This window comes from Egicoccus halophilus (genome assembly GCF_004300825.1).
In the GTDB taxonomy this organism is placed as follows: Bacteria; Actinomycetota; Nitriliruptoria; order Nitriliruptorales; family Nitriliruptoraceae; genus Egicoccus; species Egicoccus halophilus.
Genome location: NZ_CP036250.1, coordinates 3,897,545 through 3,923,254, shown reverse-complemented (window position 1 = coordinate 3,923,254; position 25,710 = coordinate 3,897,545). Strand labels below are relative to the sequence as shown.

25 protein-coding genes are annotated in these 25,710 nt (G+C 73.6%); 19 read left to right on the top strand and 6 right to left on the bottom strand.

Features of this window, described 5'->3' with window-relative positions; genetic code table 11:
* Positions 1–4: 4 nt before the first annotated feature.
* The 5 genes from ELR47_RS17790 to ELR47_RS17770 form a co-directional block, all read right to left on the bottom strand.
* Positions 5–712: a PspA/IM30 family protein gene (locus ELR47_RS17790; protein ID WP_130651091.1), complete on the bottom strand. Its 708-nt coding sequence runs from the start codon at positions 710–712 to the stop codon at positions 5–7.
* A 55-nt stretch (positions 713–767) separates the two neighbouring features.
* Positions 768–2,987 (bottom strand): TPM domain-containing protein, encoded by a 2,220-nt coding sequence (locus tag ELR47_RS17785; protein ID WP_130651090.1) that lies wholly within the window; start codon positions 2,985–2,987, stop codon positions 768–770.
* Positions 2,988–3,057: 70 nt separating this feature from the next.
* Positions 3,058–3,639, bottom strand: a complete 582-nt coding sequence (locus ELR47_RS17780; protein ID WP_130651089.1) for a hypothetical protein — start codon at positions 3,637–3,639, stop codon at positions 3,058–3,060.
* Positions 3,640–3,652: 13 nt separating this feature from the next.
* Positions 3,653–4,117, bottom strand: a complete 465-nt coding sequence (locus tag ELR47_RS17775; protein WP_130651088.1) for a PCYCGC motif-containing (lipo)protein — start codon at positions 4,115–4,117, stop codon at positions 3,653–3,655.
* Between the two features lie 114 nt (positions 4,118–4,231).
* A complete protein-coding gene (locus ELR47_RS17770) occupies positions 4,232–5,650 on the bottom strand; it encodes a GGDEF domain-containing protein (RefSeq protein WP_130651087.1) in 1,419 nt (472 codons plus the stop codon).
* Positions 5,651–5,850: 200 nt separating this feature from the next.
* Here ELR47_RS17770 and ELR47_RS17765 point away from each other — a divergent pair, with 200 nt between their 5' ends.
* Together ELR47_RS17765 and ELR47_RS17760 are read left to right on the top strand one after the other, a co-directional pair.
* Positions 5,851–6,843 carry an LLM class flavin-dependent oxidoreductase gene (locus ELR47_RS17765; RefSeq protein WP_130651086.1) on the top strand — a complete coding sequence of 331 codons (993 nt, stop codon included), beginning with the start codon at positions 5,851–5,853 and terminating at the stop codon, positions 6,841–6,843.
* Positions 6,844–6,988: 145 nt separating this feature from the next.
* Entirely contained in the window at positions 6,989–8,674 is a 1,686-nt protein-coding gene (locus tag ELR47_RS17760; protein ID WP_205745352.1) for a M28 family metallopeptidase, read from the top strand.
* A gap of 60 nt (positions 8,675–8,734) precedes the next feature.
* Here ELR47_RS17760 and ELR47_RS17755 read toward each other — a convergent pair whose 3' ends face one another.
* Positions 8,735–9,019 (bottom strand): DUF2470 domain-containing protein, encoded by a 285-nt coding sequence (locus ELR47_RS17755; protein WP_130651085.1) that lies wholly within the window; start codon positions 9,017–9,019, stop codon positions 8,735–8,737.
* Positions 9,020–9,298: 279 nt separating this feature from the next.
* Between ELR47_RS17755 and ELR47_RS17750 the strand changes: the two genes are divergently transcribed.
* The 17 genes from ELR47_RS17750 (at position 9,299) to lysS (ending at position 25,676) form a co-directional block, all read left to right on the top strand.
* Positions 9,299–10,411, top strand: coding sequence for a carboxylate-amine ligase (locus ELR47_RS17750; RefSeq protein WP_165404179.1), 1,113 nt, complete (start codon positions 9,299–9,301; stop codon positions 10,409–10,411).
* Between the two features lie 208 nt (positions 10,412–10,619).
* The gene (locus tag ELR47_RS17745) at positions 10,620–11,381 is read left to right on the top strand and encodes a GNAT family N-acetyltransferase (protein ID WP_229730642.1); all 762 of its coding nucleotides are present in this window, start codon (positions 10,620–10,622) and stop codon (positions 11,379–11,381) included.
* A gap of 99 nt (positions 11,382–11,480) precedes the next feature.
* A complete protein-coding gene (locus tag ELR47_RS17740; RefSeq protein WP_130651082.1) occupies positions 11,481–11,819 on the top strand; it encodes a hypothetical protein in 339 nt (112 codons plus the stop codon).
* A gap of 66 nt (positions 11,820–11,885) precedes the next feature.
* On the top strand, positions 11,886–12,905 hold the full coding sequence (locus ELR47_RS17735) for a zinc-dependent metalloprotease (RefSeq protein ID WP_165404177.1): 1,020 nt from the start codon (positions 11,886–11,888) through the stop codon (positions 12,903–12,905).
* Position 12,906: 1 nt separating this feature from the next.
* Complete coding sequence (tilS, locus tag ELR47_RS17730; RefSeq protein ID WP_130651080.1) at positions 12,907–14,376, top strand: tRNA lysidine(34) synthetase TilS; 1,470 nt, start codon at positions 12,907–12,909, stop codon at positions 14,374–14,376.
* Between the two features lie 109 nt (positions 14,377–14,485).
* Complete coding sequence (gene hpt / locus ELR47_RS17725) at positions 14,486–15,055, top strand: hypoxanthine phosphoribosyltransferase (protein WP_130651079.1); 570 nt, start codon at positions 14,486–14,488, stop codon at positions 15,053–15,055.
* 180 nt (positions 15,056–15,235) lie between these two features.
* Positions 15,236–17,233, top strand: coding sequence for an ATP-dependent zinc metalloprotease FtsH (gene ftsH / locus ELR47_RS17720; RefSeq protein WP_276319915.1), 1,998 nt, complete (start codon positions 15,236–15,238; stop codon positions 17,231–17,233).
* Positions 17,230–17,892, top strand: a complete 663-nt coding sequence (gene folE, locus ELR47_RS17715; protein ID WP_229730625.1) for a GTP cyclohydrolase I FolE — start codon at positions 17,230–17,232, stop codon at positions 17,890–17,892. Before ftsH ends, folE begins: the two co-directional genes overlap by 4 nt.
* Positions 17,893–18,004: 112 nt before the next feature.
* Positions 18,005–19,171, top strand: coding sequence for a dihydropteroate synthase (folP, locus tag ELR47_RS17710; protein WP_229730630.1), 1,167 nt, complete (start codon positions 18,005–18,007; stop codon positions 19,169–19,171).
* Positions 19,153–19,530, top strand: coding sequence for a dihydroneopterin aldolase (folB, locus tag ELR47_RS17705; RefSeq protein ID WP_130651078.1), 378 nt, complete (start codon positions 19,153–19,155; stop codon positions 19,528–19,530). The genes folP and folB overlap by 19 nt, the downstream gene beginning before the upstream one ends.
* A complete protein-coding gene (folK, locus tag ELR47_RS17700; protein WP_130651077.1) occupies positions 19,527–20,141 on the top strand; it encodes a 2-amino-4-hydroxy-6-hydroxymethyldihydropteridine diphosphokinase in 615 nt (204 codons plus the stop codon). The genes folB and folK overlap by 4 nt, the downstream gene beginning before the upstream one ends.
* Positions 20,138–21,010, top strand: a complete 873-nt coding sequence (locus ELR47_RS17695) for a Rossmann-like and DUF2520 domain-containing protein (RefSeq protein ID WP_130651076.1) — start codon at positions 20,138–20,140, stop codon at positions 21,008–21,010. Before folK ends, ELR47_RS17695 begins: the two co-directional genes overlap by 4 nt.
* Positions 20,998–21,957: a pantoate--beta-alanine ligase gene (gene panC / locus ELR47_RS17690; RefSeq protein ID WP_130651075.1), complete on the top strand. Its 960-nt coding sequence runs from the start codon at positions 20,998–21,000 to the stop codon at positions 21,955–21,957. The genes ELR47_RS17695 and panC overlap by 13 nt, the downstream gene beginning before the upstream one ends.
* A 91-nt stretch (positions 21,958–22,048) precedes the next feature.
* Positions 22,049–22,429, top strand: coding sequence for an aspartate 1-decarboxylase (gene panD / locus ELR47_RS17685; protein WP_130651074.1), 381 nt, complete (start codon positions 22,049–22,051; stop codon positions 22,427–22,429).
* Entirely contained in the window at positions 22,413–23,318 is a 906-nt protein-coding gene (gene nadC, locus ELR47_RS17680) for a carboxylating nicotinate-nucleotide diphosphorylase (RefSeq protein WP_130651073.1), read from the top strand. Before panD ends, nadC begins: the two co-directional genes overlap by 17 nt.
* A gap of 4 nt (positions 23,319–23,322) precedes the next feature.
* Entirely contained in the window at positions 23,323–24,090 is a 768-nt protein-coding gene (locus ELR47_RS17675) for a type III pantothenate kinase (protein WP_130651072.1), read from the top strand.
* Between the two features lie 44 nt (positions 24,091–24,134).
* Complete coding sequence (gene lysS / locus ELR47_RS17670) at positions 24,135–25,676, top strand: lysine--tRNA ligase (protein WP_130651071.1); 1,542 nt, start codon at positions 24,135–24,137, stop codon at positions 25,674–25,676.
* The last annotated feature ends 34 nt before the right edge of the window (positions 25,677–25,710 follow it).

Below are 25,710 nucleotides of genomic sequence, written 5' to 3'. Positions count from 1 at the left end.
GGTCTCAGGACGGCCCGCGCAGGGCCTGCAGGCGCCGCTCCACCTCGAGGTCGTCGCCGAGCTCGTCGAGCTCCTCGAACTGCGAGTCGATCGACGAGGCCGTCACCTCCTCCATGCCGCGCACCCGCGCCTCCTCGCGACGGATGCGCTCCTCGAAGCGGCCGAGCTCGCTGGTCGGGTCGAGCACCGACACGCTGCGCACGGCCTCCTGCACCCGGGTCTGCGCCTCGGCCATCCGCGAGCGGCTGACCAGCTCGTCGCGCTTGGCGACCAGCTCCTCGCGCTTGCGGCGGATCTTCTCCAGACCGTCCTTGAGCTTGTCCACCATCTCGGTCTGCTGGGTGATCTGCCCGGCGAACGAGTCGGCCTGCTGTTCGAACGAGATCTGCTTGCGCAGGGCGATCTTCGCCAGTTCGTCGAACCGGTCCGCCTCGCCGGGATCCTCGTCGCGCAACTGGTCGGCGCGTCGGGCCGCCGCGGCCGCCTTGTTGCCCCACTCCTCGGCGGTCGACCGGGCCTCGTCACGGTCGTCCTCGAGCAGGCGCAGGTTGCCGATGCTCTGCGCCACGGCCGCCTCGGCCTCGGTGATGCTGTTGGTGAAGTCGCGCACCAGCTGGTCGAGCATCTTCTCGGGGTCCTCGGCGCTGTCGATGAGCGCGTTGACGTTCGCGCGCAACAGCTGACTGAGTCGTCCCAGGATGGTCCGTGCCACGGTCGTTCCTCTCGTCGTCGCGGTGGCCCGGACCGGGCCACCGAGTTCGTCCTCGTCAGAACCGTCCACCGCCGGCGCGGCCGCCGCCACCGAAGCCGCCGCCCATGCTGCGTCCGCCGCCGCCGAAACCACCACCGAAGCCGCGGCCACCCCCGAACACCCCGCCGGTGCTGCGGCCGCCGGGCGAACCCCACACCGAGCCGCCGAAGCCGCCGCCACCACGGCGCGAGCCGCCCAGCGGGATCGGGAAGCCGCCGATCACGATCGTCGGTCCGCCGCCGCCGCCGTAGGGGCCGCGCCCGAACGGGCCGCGGTACTGGTCGTAGGAGTCGAAGTCCCGGCTGGCGAGCCGGTAGGCCTCGGCAGCGAGCCGCTCGGCCTCCCGGGCCTCGTCGGCGGCCGTCGCCGGGTCGGTGTCGAGCAGCGCCCGGGCGCGGTCGAGGTGGCGTTCGGCCTCCTGGATCCGGGTCCGGGCCTCACGGCCGACACCCTGCCGGCGTACCGCGAGGTAGTCCGCCGCCCGGTCGTACACCGCGGTCGCCGTTCGCAGCGCCGCGCGGGCGGCGGTGGTCTCCCGTTCCCGGCGTTCGACGGCGGCGTGCGCCAGTGCGACCGCCTGCACGGCCGCGGACTCGGCGCCGCGGGCCTGTTCGTACGCGCGCAGCGGGTCGTCGTCCCGCGCGGCACGGGCGTGTTCGAGCAGCCGCCGCGCCTCGGCCACCAGCGCCGGCGCGGACGGCGGCGGGGGTGGTGGTGGTGTCCCGGCGCCGCCGCGGGCGCGACCAGCACTCGGCGCCCGGGCCGGAGCCGGCGTCGGGACGCGGGTGTCGGTGGCCGCCGCGGTGGCCTCGTCGAGCGCACCGGCCGCGGCCCGAAGCGCCGTGTCGAGTTCCCGCTCGGCCTCGTCGAGCTCGCTGGCGGCGTGTTCGACGGCGAGCAGCAGCTGCTGGGCGGCGGCCAGGGCGCCCTGTGCCTCGCGCACCGCCCGTGCCGCGGTGCTGGTCTCGTTCCCGGTCAGGGCGGCCTGTCCGGCGTCGACGGCGGCCGCCGCCGCGGCCAGCCGCTTGTCGGCCTCGGTCAGATTGCCCCGTGTGGCGTCGCGGGCCGTGGCCGAACGCGCGGCGAGCCGCTCGTGCAGCGGACCGGCCGCCTCCCGGCGGGTACGGGCGTCGCGGATGTCGGCCTCCAGGTCGTCGAGCAGACGTGGTGCCTCCTGCTCGAGCTCCCGGAGGTCGTCGAGCCGCGCGTACTCGGCGGCCAGCACCCCGTCGATGCGCTCGGTGTGCTCCACGATGCGCTGCAACAGCTGCTCGCGTTCCAGCGGCGTCTCGAGGACCTCGTCGTCGAGACGCTGTCGCAGCTCGAACGCGTCGTGCAGGGCGTCGCGGGCCGTGTCCAGCGCCGCTCGCAGGGGTGCGACGTCGTCGGCGTGGAAGCGGGCCTCGGCGAACGCCAGCTCGGTGGTGGCCTCGCGCACCGCCTCGTCACAGGCGAGCAGGCGGGCGTTGGCCGAGCGCGCGAGCTCGCCGAGCCGGCGGTCGCGTTCCTCGGAACTGCGCCGACGTCCCTGGCGTTCGGTGAGGCGGGACGCGGCGGCGAACAGGACGAATGCCGCGATCGGGATCACCAGCAACCACGGAACCTGCCCCCCGGTCGCGCCGCCCGGTCCGGTGGTCGGGGCCGGCGTCGGATCGGTCGGGGCGGGGTCGTCGTCGGCGGGCGTGCCGGTCTGCCCGGCCTGGGCGTCGGCGAGCGCCTGTCCGGCCGCGATCGCGGCCCCCGCGAAGTCGCCCTCGGCGAGCAGGGGCTCGACGACCGACGTGTTGATGCGGTCGATGTCGGTGTCGCTCACCCCGCGCAGCCCGTCGGCGACCCACAACGCGTAGCTGCGGTCGTCGATCGCGACGAGCAGCAGCGCGTCGTCGCCCCCGAGCGAGTTCTCCGAGGCGACCTCCTGCACGAACGACGTGACGGGGGTTGCCGCCGTGGTGTCCGTCGTCAGGACGAACAGGTGCACCTGGTCGCGCAGCTCGGCGAGCGCGGCACGGACCTCGTCCTCGCGCCCGGTGAGCAGTCCTGCCTCGTCGTTGATCTCGTCGGTCAGTTGCGGCACCTGCTGGGCACCCGCCGGGGGAGCGACCAGCGCGCCGGCGCCCACGACGAGCAGACCGGTCAGCAGCGTGAGCAGGGCGACCAGCCGTGCGCCTGCCCCGGACCGCACGGCCAGACGCACGGGCGGCACGGCCGACGACGGGAGCGGGGCGCACATGGGCATGCGCCGGACCGTAGCGCTGTCCGCCCGGTGCCGGGCACGGTCACTGGGACGCGGGTCCGGCCGAGCGGCGTCAGGCGGCGCCGGTGAAGTCGCCGGTCACGTGCAGCGCGGTCGCCTCCCCGGTGCTCGACAGGACCAACGGCAGCTCGAGGTGGTGCCAGCCGTCCATGCCGGCGTGCATCTGCAACGGGAAGTCGACCACGGCCTCGTCGCCGGCGGCCAGGGTGACGGGTTGGCCCGGCTCGGTCGCGACCCCGTCGACGTAGACCGGTCCCGGGCAGCAACCCTCGAGCACCCGGGGCTGGCCGACCGCGAAGGTCACCTCCGCGTCCCCGGTGTTCTCGACCTGCCAGCTCGGCACGACCGTGACGTCGAGCGGCACGTCGCCCATCTGCACGGCGGCCCCGGCCACTTGCAGGTCCCCGAGGCGGACGACGCCGTCGACGGTGCCCGGGGCCGCCATCGCGGTCCCGCCCATGGGGTTTGGCAGGTCACGGGTGGGTTCGCCGCCACCGCCCGGCAGGCCCAGACCGACCGCGACGGCGAGCGCGCCGACGACCAGCGCGCCGGCCAGCGGGCCGGAACGGGTCCGGTTCGTGGGCGCGGGACGGGTGGTGGAACGGGTGGTGTTCGAGCGGGTGGGGGTCGACACGACGTCTCCGATGTCAGGTGGTGATCCCGCCGTAGCGGGCGTCGATGCGGGTGATGATCTCGTCGAGCGGCAGGCCACGATCGAGGTCGGCGACCACGTCGCGGGCCTCGCCGAGGCACACGCCACAGCCGGTGGCGTGCCGCTCCCAGGCGCCGTCCCCGGGCCGGACGAAGCACGTCAGCAGGTCCGGGTGGTCGAGGAAGTCCTCGCACCCGCAGTAGCAGCGCACCGCGGTGAACGCCTCGCGGTGCTCGGCGGCGGCGAGATAGAGCTCGCGGTGCTCGGCCGGCAGCTGGTCCAGTTCCACGCTGCCGCCGGGCGCGATCGCGACCATGGCGGCATGGGCGTCGTCGTCCGCGGCGCGCTGCTCGCCGGCGGCCCGGATCTCGGGCGGCAGGACGACGGCGAGGCCGAGCATCGCGGCCACCGCGACGGCGAGCGCCGGCCACGGTCGGGACGTACGGGCATGGGGTGGCACGGGCGCGCTCCTGGGGGATGGCTCGACACTCGAAGGGTCGGCCACCGCCGTGCCGGTCGCGTCCGACACAGGGCCCGAAGTCGCGGGCCGTTCGCCCCCAGTGGGCGACCCGCGCTAGACCCGGTCGGCCATCTGCCGCCGTCGCTTGACGACGTACATCGCCGTGTCGGCCGCCGAGAGCAGCGCGTGCGGGTTGTTGCCGACGTCGTCGGCGCTGACCGCGCCGATGCTGGCGCCGAGGCGCGTGGGACCACAGGGCAGCACGAGCGGACGGCACAACTCGTCCTGGAGCCGCGCCGTCAGTGCCCGTGCGTCCGCCGTCGTCTCCACCTCCGTGAACAGCACGAACTCGTCGCCGCCGAGCCTGGCGACGGTGTCCGACGCCCGGCTGGCCGCGGACAACCGGCGTCCCACCTCCACGAGTGCCAGGTCACCGATGGCGTGCCCATGGCGGTCGTTGAGCCGCTTGAAGCCGTCGAGGTCGACGAACAGCACCCAGACCTGCGTTCCCCGGCGCCGACGGCGGTCGAGTGCCACGGTCAGGCGATCGAAGAACAGCACGCGGTTGGGGAGACCGGTCAGCGGGTCGCGCAACGCCTGCTCGCGCAACTGGTCGCGAGCCCGCTCCCGATCGACGACCAGGAGGGTGAAGCGCGCGGCCACGGCGAGACAGACGGCCAGGCTGCCGATGGTGGCGACCGGGGCGACGCTGTCGTCGAGCCGCCATCGCAGGGCGACTGCCAGCGGACAGACGAACAACGCGAGGGAGGGCAGCACGGTGCGCACGATCACGTGCGCGGTGTCGACGTCGGCCGGCTCGGTCAGCCGCGCCATGGAGGGATGCAGGGCGGCGACGCCCAACAGCAGCAGCCCGACCCCCCACAGCACGACCGTCGTTCGCGGCAGGTGTCCGTCGGGCATCCCGCTCGAGACCAGGTGAACGGCAGCGGCACCACCTGCCGTGCTCGCGGCCGCCAGCGTCCAACCGCTGAAGGTGGCGTACCCGCCGGCGAACACGACGCGCATCGTCATGGCCGCGACCCAGCAGGCCAGCGACGCCGTCACCAGGATGACGAGCAGTTCGGCCTCGGTGTCCAACGCCCCGCGGGCATGGCGCACCAGCGCAGCCTCCCACATGGCGGCGGTACAGGCGACGGTCACGATGAGACTGTCGAGCCACGGCCCGCGATCGCAACCGTCGCTCTGGGCCCGTGCGAATCGGCCCGCCGAGACCCCCAGCAAGGGGTAGGCGAGGACCATGAGCCCGCCGGCGACCGGGTGCATCCCCGAACCGACCGGCGGCAGCACGACGTGCGCCGTCAGGGCGGCGGCGAAGCCGAGCGTCGTGATCGACAGCAGCCGCCAGGCGAGCGGATCACGGGGACGATGGCGACGCCGGCCGCGCTCGATGGCGATCGTGGTCAGGCCGAGCAGCGTGGTCCACGTCGCCGCCTGGGCGAGACCGGTCGTGACGAGACACGCCGCGAGCAGTCCGCTCGCGACGGCGCCGAAGCGGACCCAGGACCGTTGCATGCCGTGTCCGTCGGCCCGGCGATCGACGACCTGAGTGGTCGGGAGCCCCGTGGGTCGGCGACGGGAATACGACACGGCCGTCGCGAGTTGTCCCGGTGCGACGCCTGCGCCGCCGCTCCGCCTGCGCCGACGGCGTCGTTCGTTCGCTGTCGCGCTCCGTCCTCGAGCGCTGTCGCGCTCCCATCCTCGAGGTGTCCGCCGTGTCCTTCCCACTGTCGCTGCTGGACCTCGCCGACGTCGGGGAGGGAGAGACGGTCGCCCAGGCCCTGCAGGCCAGCGTCACGCTGGCGCGCGCCGCCGAGGGGCTCGGGTACCGCCGGATCTGGTACGCCGAGCACCACAACGTGGCCACGATCGCGTCGGCTGCGACCAGCGTCCTGATCGCCCACGTGGCCGCGCACACCGAGACGATCACGCTCGGGGCCGGCGGCGTGATGCTGCCCAACCATTCGCCGTTGGTCGTCGCCGAGCAGTTCGGCACGCTCGCCGAGCTGCACCCCGGCCGCATCGAGCTGGGCCTGGGTCGTGCGCCCGGGAGCGACCAGGCGACGTTCCGTGCCCTGCGGCGCGACCTCGCCGCCGCCGACCGGTTCCCCGACGACGTGCTGGAACTGCAGGCGTACCTCGGCGACACCTCGCGCATCCCCGGGGTCGAGGCGACCCCGGGCAAGGGCACCCACGTGCCGCTGTACGTGCTGGGCTCGTCGCTGTTCGGGGCGCAGCTGGCCGCCGCGCTCGGGCTTCCCTACGCGTTCGCGTCCCACTTCGCCCCTGCGGCGCTCGAGCAGGCGGTGGCCGTCTACCGGCGCGAGTTCCGGCCCTCGGCGCAGCTCGACCGGCCGCACGTGCTGGCGGCCGTCAACGTCGTCGCCGCCGACGAGCACGACGACGCGCAGGCGCAGTTGCAGCAGGCCAAGCGCCGTCGGGTCCAACTGCTGTTCGGTCGCGGTCAGCAGCTCTCGTCCGCGGACGTGGACGCCGTGCTCGCCTCGCCGGCCGGCCAGCAGGTCGAGCAGATGGTGCGCTACACCGCCGTGGGGACCGCGGACGAGGTCCGCGCCTACCTGGAACGCTTCCGCACCCACGCCGATGCCGACGAGTTGATCCTCGCCGCCGCGGGCATCGGCCGCGACGCCCGCCTGCGCTCCTTCGAGCTCGTGGCCGACGCGTTCGCCCTGCCCCGCGCGGCCTGAGGAAGGACGTGCGCCAGACGTGCGTTTCTGAAAAAGCCCTGAAGTCTTTCGGGTGACGCGTGGCAGGGTGGCCCCTCCGGCGGTCGGGAGACACCGCCGGAGCGGTCCCGCCGGACGGCGGACCGCGTTGACGGAGGGAACGCGCGTGAGACGATCCACCACGGCGCGCCGGGGGCTGACGTTCGCCCTGGCCGCCCTGCTCGGTACCAGCCTGACGGTCCCTGCGGCCGCCGCGCCGCAACAGGACAAGGCGGCGAAGGTGGCGGCGTCGGCCGCTGCGGTGAAGGCCGCGCCGGCCGCTGCGGCGAAGGCCGGTAGCGCCGCTTGCGACAACCGCAACAACAACAGCTACGACAAGCTGCTCGACTGCATCACCCTGCCGGGCGTCCGGCGGCACCTCGCGGCCTTCCAGGCCATCGCCGACGCCAACGACGGCAACCGCGCCGCGGGGACGTCGGGCTACAGCGCCTCGGTCGCCTACGTCGCCTCACAACTCGAGGCGGCCGGCTACGAGGTCGAGTTCGACGAGTTCGAGTTCACCTACGTCGCCCCGGCGGTGCTCCAGCAGCTGTCCCCGGTGTCGGCCGACTACGAGACCGGGGCCTTCACCGGCAGCGGCGCCGGGGACGTGACCGCGACGGTCACGCCGGTGGACGTCAACGTCACCAATCCCGCCGAGGTGCCGCCCGAGGCGCTCAACAGCGGTTGCGAGGCGGCCGACTTCGCCGGCTTCCCGACGGGGGACATCGCGCTGGTGCAGCGCGGCAGCTGCCCGTTCGGGCAGAAGGCCGCCAACGCCGAGGCGGCGGGCGCCCGGGCCATGGTCCTGTTCAACACCGGCAACGTCCCGGCCAACGAGGGGCTGATCGTCGGCACGCTGCTGCCGGCCTTCGAGGGGGCCACCATCCCCGTCGTCGGCGCCAGCTACGAGCAGGGTGTCGCGCTCGCGCAGCCCGGCTCCACGGCGCGCGTACGGGTCGACGCACCCGAGACGCGCACCGACGTCAACGTGATCGCGGAGCTGCCCGGCGCCAACGACGACAACGTCGTGATGCTCGGCGCCCACCTCGACTCGGTCCAGCGCGGACCCGGGATCAACGACAACGGTTCCGGGTCGGCCGCCATCCTCGAGACCGCCATCCGCATGCGCAAGGTCTCGCCGGAGAACACGGTGCGCTTCGCCTGGTGGGGCGCCGAGGAACTCGGCCTGATCGGCTCGCGCGAGTACGTCCGTGGCCTGTCGGAAGCCGAACGCGACCGCATCGCCCTCTACCTGAACTTCGACATGGTCGGCTCGCCGAACTTCGTGCGGTTCGTCTACGACGGCGACGAGTCGTCCTGGACCGCGCCGGTGCCCGTCCCCGACGGTTCGGTGGCGATCGAGCGGCTGTTCGAGCGCTACTTCACCTGGCAGGGGCTGCCCTACGAGGACGCGGAGTTCTCCGGGCGCAGTGACTACCAGGAGTTCATCGTCAACGACATCCCCGCCGGCGGGCTGTTCACCGGCGCCGAGGTCGTCAAGACGCCCGAGCAGGCGGCGATCTGGGGTGGTACGGCCGGGATCTCCTACGACCCGTGCTACCACCAGGCGTGTGACGACCTCGGCAACATCGACGACGGGGCGTTGCTGACCAACAGCCAGGCCATCGCCTTCGCGGCCTTGACCTACGCCTTCTCCACCGAGGACGTCAACGGCGTCCCGGGTCGTCGGGTGCCGGGCAAGCCGCTGACGCTGCCGGCGCCGCAGGGGCCGGAGGGCACCGTCGGCGAGAACGCCGGTGGCCTCGGTCATGACCACGACCACGACCACGAGCACCACGAGGTCGACTGACCCGCGTGGGATCCCGTCGTGAACGCCGCCCCCGGTCCTCGGCCGGGGGCGGCGCCGTCGTCAGTCCCGGGCGGTGACGGCCCGGTCGTAGAGGGCGACGACCTCGGTGCGAACCTGCGCGCGTTCGGTGACCCGCGCGGCGAAGGGCAGACGCACCCGGACCTCGCCCGACGGCGTGGTGGCGCGCACGTCGAGTCCGTCCACGTCCACGCCGGTCGCCCGCGCCGCCGTCGCCCGTTCCACGCCGCCGAGCGTCCGACACAGCAGCAGCGTGTCCTCGGCATGGTCGGCGTTGAGGTGGCCGACGATCGCCTGCACGGCCACGTCGTCGAGTTCGTAGGCCATCGCGTCCTCCGGAGCAGCGGAACGGGAGTGAAGCAACGGATGGACCAGTCAGGGCAGCCCTGCCAAGGTGGGCCACCACTGCCTCGCCGACGTCCGTGCGCAGGGGCCAGCCGGGAGACGGCCGACCGTCGACCACCGACCACCCGGCGAGTGGTGACCGGCCCCGGGCGAAGTGCGGGCCTGGGCGGACCGCGCTGCGCCCGGCTTGGCACAGCCTGGCGCGCACGTCCGGCGGGGCTGCGAGGCGGTTCCGGTCGGGGCGCAGACGGAGGTGCGTGCGTGGCCGGGACGGAACGGCTCACCGTCGGAGCCGAGGAGGAGTACCACCTCGTCGACGCCGACCGTGGGGTGCTGGTGTCGGCGGCGGACGCGGTGCTCGAGCATCTCGACCACGAGGCCTACGAGCACGAGTTGCAGCGCTCGATGGTGGAGACGCACTCGGGCGTGCACGTGGCCCTGGGCGACCTGCGGGCGGACCTGGCCGCGCGCCGGCGGGCGCTACGGACCGTCGCGGATGCCCACGGGGCGTCGCTGGTCGCCAGCGGCACCGTGCCCCTGAGCGACTGGCGCGAGCAGCGCATGAGCGGCGACGAGCGCTACCAGCGCCTGCGCGCCGAACACGGCACGCTGGCCGAGGAACAGATCGTCTGCGGCTGCCACGTCCACGTCGGCGTGCCCGACCGGGCGACGGCACTGCAGGTCGTGCCGCACGTGCTGCCCTGGCTGCCGGTGCTGTTGGCGTTGTCGTCGAGTTCGCCGTTCTGGCAGGGGCTCGACACCGGCTACGCCAGCTTCCGGACGCCGCTGTGGGGGCGCTGGCCCACCGCCGGATTCCCGCCGACGCTCACCGACGTGGCCGCCTACGAGCGGCTCGCCGCGTCGCTGGTGGAGACGGGCACGGTGATCGACCGCAAGCAGCTGTACTGGTTCGTCCGCCCGTCGGAGCAGTTCCCGACACTGGAGTTCCGGGTCGCGGATGCGTGCACCCGGCTCGACGAGACGGTGCTGCAGGCGGCGCTGTGTCGCGGGCTGGTGGCGACCGCACTCGAGCGGCTGGAGCGGGGGGTCGACGCTCCTGAGCCGCCGCCCGCGTTGCTCGACGCGGCGCTGTGGCGCGCGTCGCGCTCGGGCCTCGGTGACCAGCTGATCGACCCCGTGGGGGCGGTCTGCGTGCCGGCACCCGAACTCGTCCGGCGACTGGTCGACGAGCTCGCCGGGGCGCTCGACCGCCACGGTGATCTCGACCTCGTCCACGACCACGTCCAGCGGATGCTGGTCGAGGGCACCAGCGCCGAACGGCAGCGCGCAGCGGTCGCGGTGCGCGGACGCCTCGAGGACGCGGTCGCCCGGCTCGTGCAGGAGACCGATCCCGACGGGGCCGGCGCGGCGTGAGCCCGCGCGCCAGGCGGCGCCGACTCCTCCGACGTACCGGCCGATCGGCCACCACCATGGGCCGGGTGGTCCACCTCCGCTCCGTAGCGTGCTTGCATGCGTGCCGGCCCGGCGTCCGATGCGCCGGATCTGCCGGTCGCCGCTCCGTCCGTCGACGCGTCCCGCCGGTCCCGCTTCGTCCGTCCGAGGAGGACGTCCCTTGCCCTCCGTGCGACCCGCCTCCCGACGCGACCTGCGGTCCACCGCGCGGCTGCACCGGGACCAACTTCCGGACGGCTTCTTCGCACGACTCGGGCCGGGCTTCCTGCGCACGTACCACGCCACGTTCCGGCGCAGCCCGGACGCGATCGCGATCGTGACCGGTGAACCGGGGCGCCCGGGTGGCTTCCTGGTCGGCACGCTCGACAACCGCACCCACTACCGCTTCGTCGTCCGTCGATGCGCGTGGCGCCTGGCGCTGCGGGGCCTGCTGGCGCTGCTCGCCCGCCCCCGGATGGGGTGGCTGTTCGTGCGTACCCGGGCGCTCCACTATGCGCGCTGGGTGGTGCGCTATCCGCTGCAGCGACTGCGGGGCGCAGACGGTGGTGCGGAGGCGCCCGACGCGACGCCGGACACCGCGGCCAGCGGGTCCGACCCGGTGCCGGACGTCGCGGGCGACGCGACCGACGACGCCGGTGGGACCGCCGCGGCCGGTGACCCGGACGAGTCACCCGCGCACCGGATCGCCGTGCTGACCCACGTCGCCGTCGACCCGGTCCGCCAGGGCGGCGGTGAGGGCCGCGCACTCGTGGAGGCCTTCGTGTCCGCGGCCCGGGAGGCCGGTGCCAGTGAGGCCCGCCTGGTCACCAAGGCCGGCGGTGGCGCCGAGGCGTTCTACGACCGCCTGGGCTGGGTCGCGGGCGCCCGGCGCCCGGGGTCGGGTGGGGAATCCGTGCGCGAGTACCGACTCGACCTGCGCGAGCACGTCTGAGCGACGTCGGACCGGGCCCGCTTCGGCGGTGGGTCCCGGCTCGGCTAGGATCCGCGCCTGCTTGTGCGTGCACGTTCGCCTGCTGGGAGGAACCGACCGATGCGCCGCGTTCTCGGGCCGCTGGTGCCCCTGCTGCTCCTCGTCGGCCTGTTGGCGACGCCCGTGGCGGCGTTCGCCGACGACGGCGGCGACCTCGGTGCGACGATCGTGCTCGCTGCGGACGCGGACGCCGAACCCCAGGGTCCGACGCCCGCACCGCGCACGCAGGAGGAGAACCCGGCCCGCACGCTGGCCGGCTACGAGGACCGGGAGACACAGTTCACGTGGGGGGCGGCCTGGATCCTGCTGGTCGCCGGCGCCTTCGGTGTCACCCTTCTCGGCGGGCTGTACTACCTGCTCGTCGAGCGGCCCTCGCGCCAGAGCGCCGGACGGCGCTGACCGCGGACATCGAGGCGACTCGTGCCAACGCCCTTCTCGAACGCGACGGAGGGCGATCGGCCTGCCGTGCCCGTGATCGACGAGTCGGCGGCCCTGTGGGCCGCCAGCCTCACCATTCCTCGTCGCCGCGACGACCCTGACGCCGCTGCGCGGCTGCGCTCCGAGGTGGCGGCCGACGTGCCCGACCTCGACGCGGCAGCCCGCCGCTGGAGCGGACTCGGCCTCGGACTGCCGCCGACGTCGGCCTCCGTGGTCGGACGGCTGGGCTGGATCCGGATCAACCTCTCGAGCCTGCGTGGCGCCTTCTCGCCGCTCGCCGAGCGCATGGGCGGCAACCGGGCGGTCGCGTCCCGGGTCGTCGGCGTCCAGCTCGGAGCGTTGTTCGGGCTGCTCTCGGCCAAGGTGCTGGGTCAGTTCGTGCTGCCCTTCGGCGGGCCGGGTGGGGGGCAGCTGCTCGTGGTCGGTCCGAACGTGCTCGAGCTGGCCGAGCGCCACGGAGAGTTGGCGACCGACATCCGCCGCGCGGTGGTCCTCCACGAGATCACCCACCGGTTGCAGTTCGACGGCACGCCCTGGCTCGGCGACCACCTGCGCGGGTTGATCGACCGCTACCTCGCCGAGGCCCGGGTCGACGGGGACGCGGTGCGCGAGTTGGCGCCGCGCCTGCCGCAACTGGTCGCCGACGTGAAACGGACCGGCACCATCCAGCCACTGATGGACGCGGTGCTCACCGAGGAGCAGGCCCGCCTCGTCTCCCAGGCGCAGGGCCTGATGAGCCTGCTCGAGGGCCACGGGAACACGGCGATGTTCGACGCCGCGGCGCAGGACCTGATCGCCGACCCGGAGGCGGTGCGCGCCGCCATGGCCGAGCGCCACAACGACCTGACCTCCAAGGTGCTCACGGCCGTGGCAGGCCTGGAGATGAAGCGCCGGCAGTACCGCGAGGGCGAGGAGTTCGTGCGCGGGGTCCTCGACCTCGGCGGCATGGAGGCGCTCAACCTCGCCTTCGAACGCCCCGAGCACCTGCCCATGGGGCGCGAGGTCGCCGATCCCGCCGCGTGGCTGGCCCGGGTACGGGCCGGCTGACGTGGAGCCGCCGGTCGGCCCGCTGGCGACCGGCCGGCCGCGGGCACAGCTCGTGGCCGCGGTGGCCGCCGGCCTCGCCCCGCTGCCCTCGGGCGCGCTCGCCCTGGTCGCCGTCTCGGGCGGGTCCGACTCCACCGCGCTGGCCTACCTCGTCGCCGAGGCCCGCCCCGACCTCGAGTTGACCCTGGCCCACGTCCGGCACGGACTGCGCAGCGACGACGACGAGCAGCGCTCGCTCGCGCGCCACGCGTCCTGGCTCGGGCTGCCGCTGGCGTGCCGCGAGGTCGAGGTCGTCGCGCGGGGACGCGGGGTCGAGGCCGCCGCCCGCGACGCCCGGTACGCAGCCCTGGGCACGCTGGCCGAGGAACACGACGCCCGTTTCGTGCTGGTGGGTCACACCGCCGACGACCAGGCCGAGACCGTGCTGTTGCGGGCGGCACGCGGCACGGGGACCGACGGGCTGGCCGCGATGACCGCGCACCGGGCACTGGACGGACGGCGTCGGCTGGTACGGCCGCTGCTGCGGCTGCGACGCGAGGCGCTGCGCGAGTTCCTGGTGGCCGAGGGGATCGGGTGGGTCGAGGACCCGGGCAACCAGGACCCGGCCATCCGCCGCACCGTGATCCGCCACGAGGTGCTGCCGGCGCTCGCACGCGCGGCGGGGGACCCGGTCGGGGCGCTGGGCCGGCTCGCGGAGCTCGCGCGCGCCGACGCCGAGGCGCTCGACGAACAGGCCGCCGACGCCACGCGTCGGCTCGTGCTGCGCACCGGACCGGTGCGCAGCCTGCCCGACGGAGGGCTCGACGCGCTGCCGGTGGCGCTGCGGCGGCGCGTCGTGCGGCGGGTGCTGGGGGAGCTGCTCGACCAGCCCGTCGGCGCGGTGGCGGTCGAACGGGTCCTGACGCTGGGGCCCGGCGCCGCACTCGACCTGCCCGGCGGGGTGCGGGCGACGGCCGGAGGTGGCTGGCGGACCCTGGGGCCACCGGTGTCCGCCGGTGGAGAGGCGCACGCGATCGCGATCCCGGGGCAGACGCCGTGGGCGCCGGCCGGTCTGCGCATCGACGCGTTGACGCCCGAGGCGGCGCGGCCTCCGCTCGAGGAGGGTGGGCAGGTGCAGATCGCCTTCGCGCTCGCCGACGCCTGGACGCCCCCGCCGGTACGGGTCCCGGCCCGTCTGGTCCCACCCGGGGGACGCCGCGAGCGGCTGTCCCTGGCGCTGGGCCCCGGTCTCGGGCCGCTGCAGGTCCGCCACCGCCGCCCCGGCGACCGGGTGCGCACCGCCGCCGGCACCCGCCACCTGCAGGACGTGCTCGTCGACGCCGGGGTGCCCCGGCCGGTGCGTGAGCTGTGGCCGGTCGTTTCCGACGGCGACCGGGTCGTGTGGGTGCCCGGTGTCGCCGCCGACGCCGAGGTCGTCCGTGCCGGCCGCTCGACACCCCGGGCGCTGCTCGTCGTGCAGCCGGCCCACTAGGATCCCGCTCCTCGCGCCGCACCGTCACCCGCAGCGTCGCCGCCGCCCCGTCGCGGCGGCGCCGCCCGTCTCGCGACCCGCCCACCCGGACGACGAAAGCGCCAGCCACATGGACGAGCTCGCCGACATCCCCCCGGGCTTCCGTGACGACATCGAGTCGATCCTCATCCCGGAGGCACGGCTGCAGGCGCGTCTGTCCGAGCTCGCCGCCGAGGTCGACCGCGACTACGCCGGCCGCGACCTGCTGCTGGTCGGGGTGCTCAAGGGCGCCATCTTCGTGATGGCCGACCTCGCCCGTCGTCTGACGCTGTCGACCGCGATGGACTTCATGGCGGTCTCGTCCTACGGCGCCTCCACCTCGTCGTCGGGGGTGGTGCGCATCCTCAAGGACCTCGACACCGAGATCGAGGGCCGCGACGTCCTGATCATCGAGGACATCGTCGACTCCGGCCTCACCCTCGACTACCTCACCAAGAATTTACGTTCCCGCCGGCCGGCCAGCGTCGAGATCCTCTCGCTGTTGACCAAGCCGTCGCGGCGGGAGGTCGACCTCCCGGTCAAGTACGTCGGATTCGAGGTCCCGGACGTGTTCGTGGTGGGTTACGGGCTCGACTTCGCCGAGCGGTACCGATCGCTGCGCGACATCGTGACCCTGCGACCCGAGGTCTACGGGTCCTGAGCCTGCCGCCGGCGGTCGGGCCGGGGCGTGCCGGCGCCCGCAGGGCCTGTCACAGCCCGAGGGGCCGTCTGCGCCGGTGGTAGCATCGAACCTCCCTAGCACAACTGGTCCGTGCGCGTCGGACGTGCCCCTCGGACAGGCTCCACCGCCTGTTCGCCGCGCCGGACAGGTGGAGGAATCGTGAAGCCAGGTCAGCGCCTTCTCCGCGGCCCCCTGCCGTGGGTGCTCGCCCTCGCCGCCGCGCTGTGGCTCGGCGTGAGCTTCGTGGCGGGGCAGGGCGCCCCGGACGAGCTCACCTGGACCCAGTTCGCGCAGGCGGTCGACAACGGCCAGCTGCAGGGGCAGGACCTCGAGGTCACCACGATCGGCAACCGCTCCGACGAGATCGCGGGTGAGCGTCGGGTCGGCAACCAGACCGAGGAGTTCTCGGTCCACTACAACCGTGACATCAACGCCGACCAGCTCGCCGCCTGGGTCGACCAGGGACAGATCGGCACGGTGCAGTTCGACCCCGAGCAGCCGGGCGCGCTGACCTCGATCCTGGCCACCGTGCTGCCGTTCATCCTGATCCTGCTGATCTTCTTCCTGTTGATGCAGAACATGCAGGGCGGCGGCGGCCGGGTGATGCAGTTCGGCAAGTCGAAGGCCAAGATGGTCTCCAAGGACGCGCCGAAGGTCACCTTCAGCGACGTCGCCGGCTCGGACAGCGCCATCGAGGAACTGCGCGAGATCAAGGAGTTCCTCGAGAACCCGACCAAGTTCCAGCAGATGGGCGCCAAGATCCCCAAGGGCGTGCTGCTGTTCGGACCCCCGGGAACCGGCAAGACCCTGCTCGCGCGTGCCGTCGCCGGCGAGGCGGGGGTGCCGTTCTTCTCGATCTCCGGCTCGGACTTCGTCGAGATGTTCGTCGGTGTCGGTGCCTCCCGCGTACGCGACCTGTTCGAGCAGGCCAAGGCCAACGCCCCGGCGATCATCTTCATGGACGAGATCGACGCGGTCGGCCGTCACCGCGGCGCCGGCATGGGCGGTGGGCACGACGAACGCGAGCAGACCCTCAACCAGCTGCTCGTCGAGATGGACGGCTTCGACGTCCGTAGCTCGGTGATCCTGATCGCGGCCACCAACCGGCCCGACATCCTCGACCCGGCGCTGCTGCGTCCGGGCCGCTTCGACCGCCAGATCGTCGTCGACCGGCCCGACCTGATCGGTCGCGAGGCGATCCTCAAGGTGCACGCGCGGGGCAAGCCGCTGTCGAGCGACGTCGACCTGTCGGTCCTGGCCCGTCAGACCCCCGGCTTCACCGGTGCCGACCTCGCCAACCTCATCAACGAGGCCGCGCTGCTCGCCGCGCGCTTCGGCAAGAAGGAGATCGGCCACACCGAGCTCGAGGAGTCGATCGAGCGCGTCATCGCCGGTCCGGAGCGCAAGACGCGCCTGATGGGCGAGAACGAGCGCCGAACGGTCGCCTACCACGAGGCCGGGCACGCCATCGTCGGGCACGCGCTGCCCAACGCCGACCCGGTGCACAAGATCACGATCATCCCGCGTGGGCAGGCGCTCGGCTTCACGATGCAGCTGCCGACCGAGGACAAGTACCTGATCTCGCGCAGCGAGCTGATCGACCGTCTCGCGGTGATGCTCGGCGGCCGGGTCGCCGAGGAGATCAAGATCGGCGACATCACCACCGGCGCCGGCGACGACATCCGCAAGGCCACCGCGACCGCCAAGGAGATGGTCACCCAGTACGGCATGAGCTCGAAGCTGGGTCCGATCACCCTCGGCCAGCGCGACTCGCAGCCGTTCCTGGGCAAGGAGTTCGGTCACGCCCCGGACTACTCGGGGCAGGTCGCCTTCCAGATCGACGAGGAGGTACGCCAACTCCTCGACGAGGCCCACGACGAGGCGCTCGAGATCCTGGTGGAGAACGACCACGTCCTCGAGCACCTCGCGACCAAGCTGCTCGAGGTCGAGACCGTCGACGGCGAGCTGCTCGCCGAGGTGTTCTCGCCGATCGACAAGCGGCCGACGCGCGCCGTCTCCGCCCCGGAGGCGGACGACCCGCGCGTGGTGATCAGCAAGCTGCGGCGGTTGACCGGCGCCACCAACGGCAACGGCAACGGGCACGCTCCGCAGGGTGCGCTCGGTGCGGGCTCCACCAGCGAACGCGGTGACGCGTGAGCGAGCTGCCCGTCCAGCCCGAGCCCCAGGAGGACGCGGGATCGGTCGCCGACCTGCCCGGCGTCGAGCCCCGACGGGTCTTCGACCACGACAAGATCCAGCGGGCCGTCCGCATGCTCTTCGAGGCGATCGGCGAGGACCCCGACCGGCCCGGCATCGTCGAGACCCCGGCCCGCGTCGCCCGTGAGTACGACGAGATCTTCGCCGGACTGCTGGTCGACGACCCCTCCGACGTGCTCTCGGTGGTGTTCGACGAGCGTCACGACGAGCTCGTGCTGATGCGCGACATCCCGTTCCACAGCCAGTGCGAACACCACCTGGTGCCCTTCGTGGGGCACGCGCACGTCGGCTACCTGCCCAACGTCGCCGGGCAGGTCACCGGGTTGTCCAAGCTGGCCCGGCTCGTCGACGTCTGCGCGAAGCGGCCGGGCCTGCAGGAACGCATGACCACGATGATCGCCGACGCGCTGGAGCGGGCGCTCGATCCGCGCGGCGTCATCGTCGTGGTCGAGGCCCGGCACTTCTGCATGGAGATGCGGGGCGTGCGCAAGCCCGGCGCGGAGACGGTCACGTCGACCGTGCGGGGCATCTTCCGGGAGGACCCGCGCACGCGGGCCGAGGCGCTGTCGTTGCTGCGCGGGGATCCACGCCGCAACTGACAGATCCCACACCGTATGCGTCGGGGGCAGCCGGACCCGGTGCCGTACGCTGGTGGACCGCGTGCCGGCACTTCCCCGGCGGTCACGCTTCGCGACCGGACAGGCACCTGCAGTGAGCGACACCCCCATCACGCGCGTCGAGGACGCCGCCCTGGTCCCCGCCGGCGGACCGGCGCGCCTCGCGCTGTCCCGACTGCCCCGGGCCCAGGCGATCGCCGATGCGGTGGCGGCGGCACGGGGGGTGTCCAACTGGATCGACGGGCGTCTGGTCGTCACGGCGGTGCCCTCGCGGCTGATCGACGCGGCCGGCCGCGTCGGCGGCCGCGAACTCGCCGACCTCGTCGGGGGCTCGGTCGAGCCGGCGGTCGCCGCCTGGTTGGGGGAGCCCACCGACCTGGCCCTGCCCGGTCGGGAGGCGCTGCCCACCGGTCGTCGACCCGTCGTGATGGGCATCGTCAACGTCACCCCCGACTCGTTCTCGGACGGCGGCACGGCCTACGACCCCGACGACCACCCGGCGGCGGCGGTACGGGCCGCCCTCGCGCTGCGGGAGGCCGGTGCCGACGTGCTCGACGTGGGTGGGGAGTCCACCCGTCCGGGCGCCGAACCGGTCGATGCCGACGAGGAACTGCGCCGCGTGGTGCCGGTCGTCGAGGCGTTGGCGGCCGAGGGGGCGCTGGTCTCGGTGGACACCACCAAGGCCGTCGTCGCCCGGGCCGCGGTCGAGGCCGGTGCGGTGCTGGTCAACGACGTGTCGGCCGGGACCTTCGACCCGCAGCTGCTGCCGACCGTCGCCGAGCTCGGCGTGCCCTACGTGCTGATGCACCTGCGGGGCAATCCGGGCACGATGCAGGACCAGACCGAGTACACCGACGTCGTCGGCGAGGTGTTCGACTTCCTCGCCGACCGGCTCGACCAGCTCGAGCGGCTCGGCATCCCACGGGAGCTGGTCGTGGTCGATCCCGGCATCGGTTTCGCCAAGACCGCGACGCACAACCTGCTGCTGCTGCGTCACCTGCGCGAGTTCACCTCGCTGGGACGTCCGCTGATGGTGGGCACGTCGCGCAAGTCGTTCCTCGGGCGCGTCGGCGGCGTCGAGGAGGCCGGGGACCGGCTGGTCGGCTCGGTGGTCTCCGCGGCCCTGGCCGTCGCCGCGGGAAGCCGTATGGTGCGCGTGCACGACGTGGCCGAGACGGTGCAGGCCGTCCGGGTCGCCCATGCCACCGCCACCGCCGGGGACGACGACGCCGAGGAGTCCGCGTGGACCGCATCGTCCTGACCGGCATCGAGGCGTTCGGTCATCACGGTGTACTCCCGCACGAGCGCGAGTTCGGCCAACGCTTCGTCGTCGACGTCGTCCTGGAGCTCGACCTGTCGACCGCCGCCGCGTCCGACGACCTGGCCGACACCGTCCACTACGGCGAGTTGGCCGGGCAGGTGGCCGACGAGGTGGCGGGAGCACCGGTGGACCTCATCGAGGCCCTGGCCGGGCGTATCGCCGATCGGGCGCTGCAGCCCGGGCGGGTCGTCGCGGTCGAGGTGACCGTGCACAAGCCGTCGGCGCCGCTGCCGGTCGTCGCCCGCGAGGTGGCGGTCACGCTGCGTCGGGAACGTGGCGGAGCGGGTGGGGCGGCGTGACGAGCGAGCAGGTGCTGCTCGGTCTGGGCGCGAACGTCGGCGACCGCCTCGAGACGCTGGCCGCGGCCGTCCACGCCATCGACGATCTCGACGGGGTCGCGGTCCAGGACGTCTCGGCGGTCTACGAGACCCCGCCGTGGCCGCCACCGGACGATCCGCGAGCGGTCTCCCAGGAGCCGTACTTCAACCTCGTGGTCAAGGCGGTCACCTCGCTCGATCCGCACGCCCTGCTGGCCGAGACCCAGCTGCTCGAGCAGGCCTTCGGGCGGGACCGTGACCGCGAGGTGCGCTGGGGGCCACGCACGCTCGACATCGACCTGCTGCTGTTCGGCGGCCGCGAGCTCGACACGCCCCGGTTGACCATTCCGCACCCACGTCTGACCGAGCGGGCCTTCGTGCTCGTCCCTCTGCTCGAGCTGCTGCCGGGCGGGGAGCTGCCGGACGGTCGCCGGCTGACCCGGCTGCTGGCGGCGCTCGCCCCGCTCGAGGGCATCGAGCTCGTCGTGCGACTCGAGGACGTCCCCGGCCGCCGCTTCGAACGGCCCGAGGGCCCGCGCGCTCCCCGGGCGTCGTTCACCCGTCCGGTCGTGGACCCCACGGACGGCGCGTGAGCGCCCGCGTCGCCGTGGTCGGCCCGGGCCGGGTGGGCACCCTGCTCGCGGTGGCGCTGTCGCGGGCCGGTCACCGGGTCGTGGCCGTGGCCGGCGGCTCGGCCGCGGCACGCGAGCGGGTCGGCTCCCTGGTCGCCGGGGTGCGTCCGCTGGCCTCGGTGACCGAGGCCGCGGCGCGTGCCCAGCTGCTGGTGCTCAGCGTCCCCGACGACGCGATCGAGGGCGTGGTCCGCGACCTGGTCCGCGACGACGCGATCGCGCCGGGCCAGCGGGTGGTCCACGTCGCGGGGGCACGTGGGCTGGCCCCGCTCGATCTCGCCCGCCGCGCGGGCGCCGCCACGGCCGCCTGTCACCCGGCGATGACGGTGTCGGCCGGTGCGAGCGACCCCGAGCTGCTGCACGGGACGGCGTGGGCGGTGACGGCCGCGGCGGCCGACCGGTCCTGGGCCCATGAGCTGGTGACCGATCTCGGTGGCGACCCGCTGGACGTCCCGGAGGCCGCCCGCGGCCTCTACCACGCCGGCCTCAGCCTCGGGTCCAACGCGGTCGGCGCGGCGGTCGCGGCCGCGCGACAGGCGCTGCTCGGCGCCGGGATCCGCCAACCGGAGCGTTTCCTGGGACCGTTGGCCGCCGCCAGCGTGACCAACGTGCTGGACCGCGGCGCCGCGGCGCTGACCGGGCCGGTGGTGCGGGGCGACGCGGGCACGGTCGCGCGGCATCTGGAGGTCCTGCACGCCGACCTCCCCGCGCTCGCGACGACCTACCGGCACCTGGCCGCCGCGGTGCTCGCGCAGGCGACGCCGGGCCTCGACGACGACGCGGTCGCCGCCCTGCGCGCGGCGCTGGAGGCGACGCCGTGCGACGGGTGACCTCGATCGCGGACCTGCGCACCGCCCTGGCCGCCGAGCGTCGCGCCGGCCGTACGGTCGCGCTGGCGCCGACGATGGGGGCGCTGCACGACGGCCACCTCGCCAACGTGCGTCGCGCGGCCGCCGAGGCCGACGTCGTGGTGGTCAGCATCTTCGTCAACCCGACCCAGTTCGACCGTGCCGACGACCTCGCCGCCTATCCCCGGACGCTCGACGCGGACGAAGCGGCACTGCGTGGCCTGGGGGGCGCCGCTCCCGCCTACGTCTTCGCCCCGTTCGAGCGGGAGATGTACCCGACGACGCCGACGACGACCGTGCACGTCGGCGGCGGCATCACCGAGGTCCTCGAGGGGGCGTCGCGTCCGGGACACTTCGACGGGGTCGCCACCGTGGTCACCAAGCTGTTCCACGTCGTCGAGCCGGACGTGGCGCTGTTCGGTCGCAAGGACGCGCAGCAGAACCTCGTCATCCGCCGGTTCGTGACCGATCTCGACGTCCCGGTGCGGCTGGTGTTCACCCCGACGGTCCGCGAGGCCGACGGACTGGCGCGCTCGTCGCGCAACCAACGGCTGTCGGCCGGGGCGCGCGCGGCCGCGGTGGGGCTGCCGCGGGCGCTGCGGGCCGGGGTGCTGGCGGCACGTGTCGACCGCGAGGCGGACCGGGCCCCCGATCCGGGACGGGTCCGCCACGCCGCCCTCGCTACCCTCGCGAGCGTTCCGGACGTGGCCGTCGACTACCTCGAGGTGGTCGATCCCGACACGCTGGCACCCCCCGACGCCGCGCGCGGGGAGGCGGCCGGTGTCCCCGCGGCGTCGTCGTCCGCCCCGGGACCGTCCCGACGGTTGCTCGTCGCGACGGCCGCCGTCGTCGGTGGCGTCCGCCTGATCGACAACGTCGAGGTGGGTGACGTCGAGGACGAGGACCGGCTGCTCGCCGCGACCGACTGACGCGACGCCGCACCAGTGACCGGTTGGAACCTCCGGCCCCGGCCCGCCATCACGATGGCGGGTCCGGCACGGGAACGACACGGGGTACCCCATGCGACGCACGCTGATGAAGTCCAAGATCCACCGCGCCACGATCACCGAGGCGAACCTGCACTACGTCGGGTCCATCACCATCGACCGGGACCTGATGGACGCCGCGGACCTGTTGCCCAACGAGAAGGTGCAGGTCGTCGACAACGACAACGGCGCCCGGCTCGAGACCTATGTCATCGAGGGCCCGCGCGGCAGCGGGACGATCTGTCTCAACGGCGCCGCGGCCCGCCTGGTCCACCCGGGCGACACCGTCATCGTGATCAGCTACGCCGAGTTCGACGACGCCGAAGCGCGGACCTTCGCGCCGACCGTCGTGTTCGTCGACGCCGACAACCGCCCCACCGCCGCCGGAAGGGAGATCCATGGTGTCGTCGCCTGACGCGGGAGGAGCGTCGCCTGACGCGTTGTCGGCGGCCGGTCGGGAGGCGGTGCGCCGGGCCCTGGAGGAGGACCTGGGCGAGGCCGGGGACCTGACCAGCATCGCCACCGTGCCCGCCGACGCCAGCGGGCACGCGGCGTTCGTCGCCCGTGAGTCCGGCGTCGTCGCGGGCCTGGCGCTGGTGGCGCAGACCTACGAACAGGTCGACCCCGACGTGGTGGTGACGTTCGAGGTGCACGACGGCGACGGCGTGGATGCCGGTCAGCGGCTGGCCACCGTCCGCGGTCCGCTGCGCTCGATCCTCACCGGCGAGCGGACGGCGCTGAACTTCCTGACCCACCTGTCGGGGATCGCGACCCGGACCGCCGCGTTCGTCGGGGCGATCGAGGGCACCGGGTGTGTCGTGCGCGACACCCGCAAGACCACGCCGGGCCTGCGGCTGCTGGAGAAGGCCGCGGTGCGGGCGGGCGGCGGGGTCAGCCACCGCACCGGGCTGTTCGACGCGCTGCTGGTGAAGGACAACCACGTCGCCGCGGCCGGATCGATCGAGGCGGCGACCCGCCGTGCCCTCGCCGGCAGCGGCGGTCGCCCGGTCCAGGTGGAGGTCGACTCGCTCGCGCAGCTCGACGAGGCCGTCGAGGCCGGAGCCCGCGACCTGCTGCTCGACAACTTCGGCGTCGAGGACACCGCGACCGCCGTGGCACGGGTGCGCGAGCTGGAGGGCGACCACGGTCGCATCCGGCTCGAGTCGTCGGGGCGGGTCGACCTCGACACGGTCGCCGGCTACGCCCGCACCGGGGTGGACCGGGTCTCGGTCGGGGCGATCACCCACTCGGCCCCGCAGCTCGACGTCGGGCTCGACATCCGCCTCGACGACACGGAGCGCTGAACCGATGCTGCTCGCCCTCGACGTCGGCAACTCCAACACCGTGGTCGGCGTCTACGACGGCGAGGACCTGGTGCGGCACTGGCGGCTCAAGACCGACGTGGACCGCACCTCCGACGAATTCGTGCTGGCCCTGGCCGGTTTCCTCGACTTCGCCGGCATCGACCTGCTCACCGACGTGGACGGGCTGGTGGCCGGCAGCGTCGTGCCGACGGTGACCGAGGTGGTGCGCGAGATGGCGGCGCGGCACCTGCCGTTCGCGCCGGTCGTCGTCGAGCCGGGGGTGCGCACCGGCATCTCGCTGCGCCACGACCAACCGCAGGACATCGGGGCCGACCGGATCGTCAACGCGGTCGCGGCCCATGCCCGCTACGACACGGCCGCCGTCGTGGTGGACTTCGGGACCGCGACCAGCTTCGACGTCGTCAGTGCCGACGGGGCGTTCGTCGGCGGGGCGATCGCCCCGGGCGTGCACGTCTCGGCCGAGGCCCTGGTCCAACGGGCCGCGCGCCTGCCGAAGGTCGCGACGGTGGCGCCGCCCTCGCCGATCGGCCGGTCGACGGTCACGGCCCTGCAGGCGGGGATCGTGTACGGCTTCGCCGGGCAGGTCGACGGCATCGTGCGTCGCATCCTGACCGAGCTCGGGGGCGAGGTGGCGACCATCGCGACCGGTGGCGCGGCGCCTGCGGTGCTGTCCGCCTGCGAGACGATCGACACCTACGACCCGTGGCTGACCCTCGAGGGCCTGCGGCTGATCTGGCACCGCAACCCGTGACCGGTAGCGTTGCGCGCCAACCACCGCTCCCGTGAGAGACCGCCGTGACCGACGCCCAGCACCCCGACGACGCGACGTCCGACGACACGACGTCCACGAGCGAGTCGAAGCTCGACGAGATCGTCGCGAGCCGACGGGCCAAGGTCGGCCAGTTGCGCGAGGCCGGCGTCGAGCCGTACCCGGTGCGGTTCTCGCCGTCGGCGACGGTGGCGCAGGTCCGTGACCGCTACCCGGACCTCGAGCCGGGGACCGAGACCGGTGACCAGGTGACGGTCGCGGGCCGCGTCGTCGCCAAGCGTTCGATGGGCCGGCTCCGCTTCCTCGTCCTGCGCGAGGAGGGAGCCGACCTGCAACTGTTCTGCCCGGTCAAGGCACTCGACGAGCCCTCGCGGGAGCTGATCGAGCTGCTCGACGTCGGTGACTGGATCGGCGCGACCGGTGAGGTCCTGGCGACCAAGACCGGCGAGCTGTCGGTCAAGCCGTCGACGCTGACGCTGCTCGGCAAGGGGCTGCGGCCGCTGCCCTCGACGTGGTACGGGTTGTCCGACACCGAGGCCCGCTTCCGCCAGCGGGAGCTCGACCTGGTGGTCAACGCCGACGCCCGACGGGTCTTCGCGATCCGCGCGAAGGTGTTCAGGGCCCTGCGTGCGGAGCTCGACGAGCGCGAGTACGTCGAGGTGGAGACGCCGATGCTCCACCCGGTCCCGGGCGGTGCGACGGCGAAGCCGTTCGTGACCCACCACAACGCGTTGGACGTCGACCTGTACCTGCGCATCGCCCCGGAGCTGTACCTCAAGCGGCTGGTCGCCGGTGGGATGCGGCGCGTCTACGAGATCAACCGCAGCTTCCGCAACGAGGGGATGTCCACCCGGCACAACCCCGAGTTCACCATGCTCGAGTCGTACGAGGCCTACGCCGACTACGCCGACGTCATGGACCTGACCGAGGCGCTGTTCCGCCGGGCGGCACAGGAGGCACTCGGGACGCTGGAGCTGACCTACCAGGGCCGCGAGGTCTCGCTCGCGAGGCCCTTCCGGCGAGCCACGCTGCTGGAGCTCACCCGCGAGGCGACTGGTCGCGACGAGCTGTCCTACGACACGCCGGTGGACGAGCTGCAGACGCTGTGCGCCGACCACGACGTGCACACCGAGGACGCCTGGGGCCCCGGCAAGTTGCTGCTGGAGCTGTACGAGGCGCTGGTCGAGCACACCCTGTGGGATCCCACCTTCGTGATCGACTACCCGGTCGAGGTGTCGCCGCTCGCGCGCCGGCACCGCGACGACCCGCAGGTGACCGAACGCTTCGAGCTGATCCTGGTCGGTCGCGAGCACGCCAACGCGTTCTCGGAGCTGACCGACCCGGACGACCAGCGCGGCCGGTTCGAGGCGCAGGCGCGGGCGAAGGCCGCGGGCGACGACGAGGCGATGGCGGTCGACGAGTCCTACCTGCGCGCGATGGAGCTCGGCATGCCGCCGATCGGCGGGCTCGGCATCGGCGTCGACCGACTGGTGATGCTGCTCGCGGACGTCGCCAACATCCGCGACGTCATCCTGTTCCCGACGCTGCGTCCCGAGCAGCAGGCGTGAGCACGACGGTGGTCCCCACCGGGCACGCACGGAG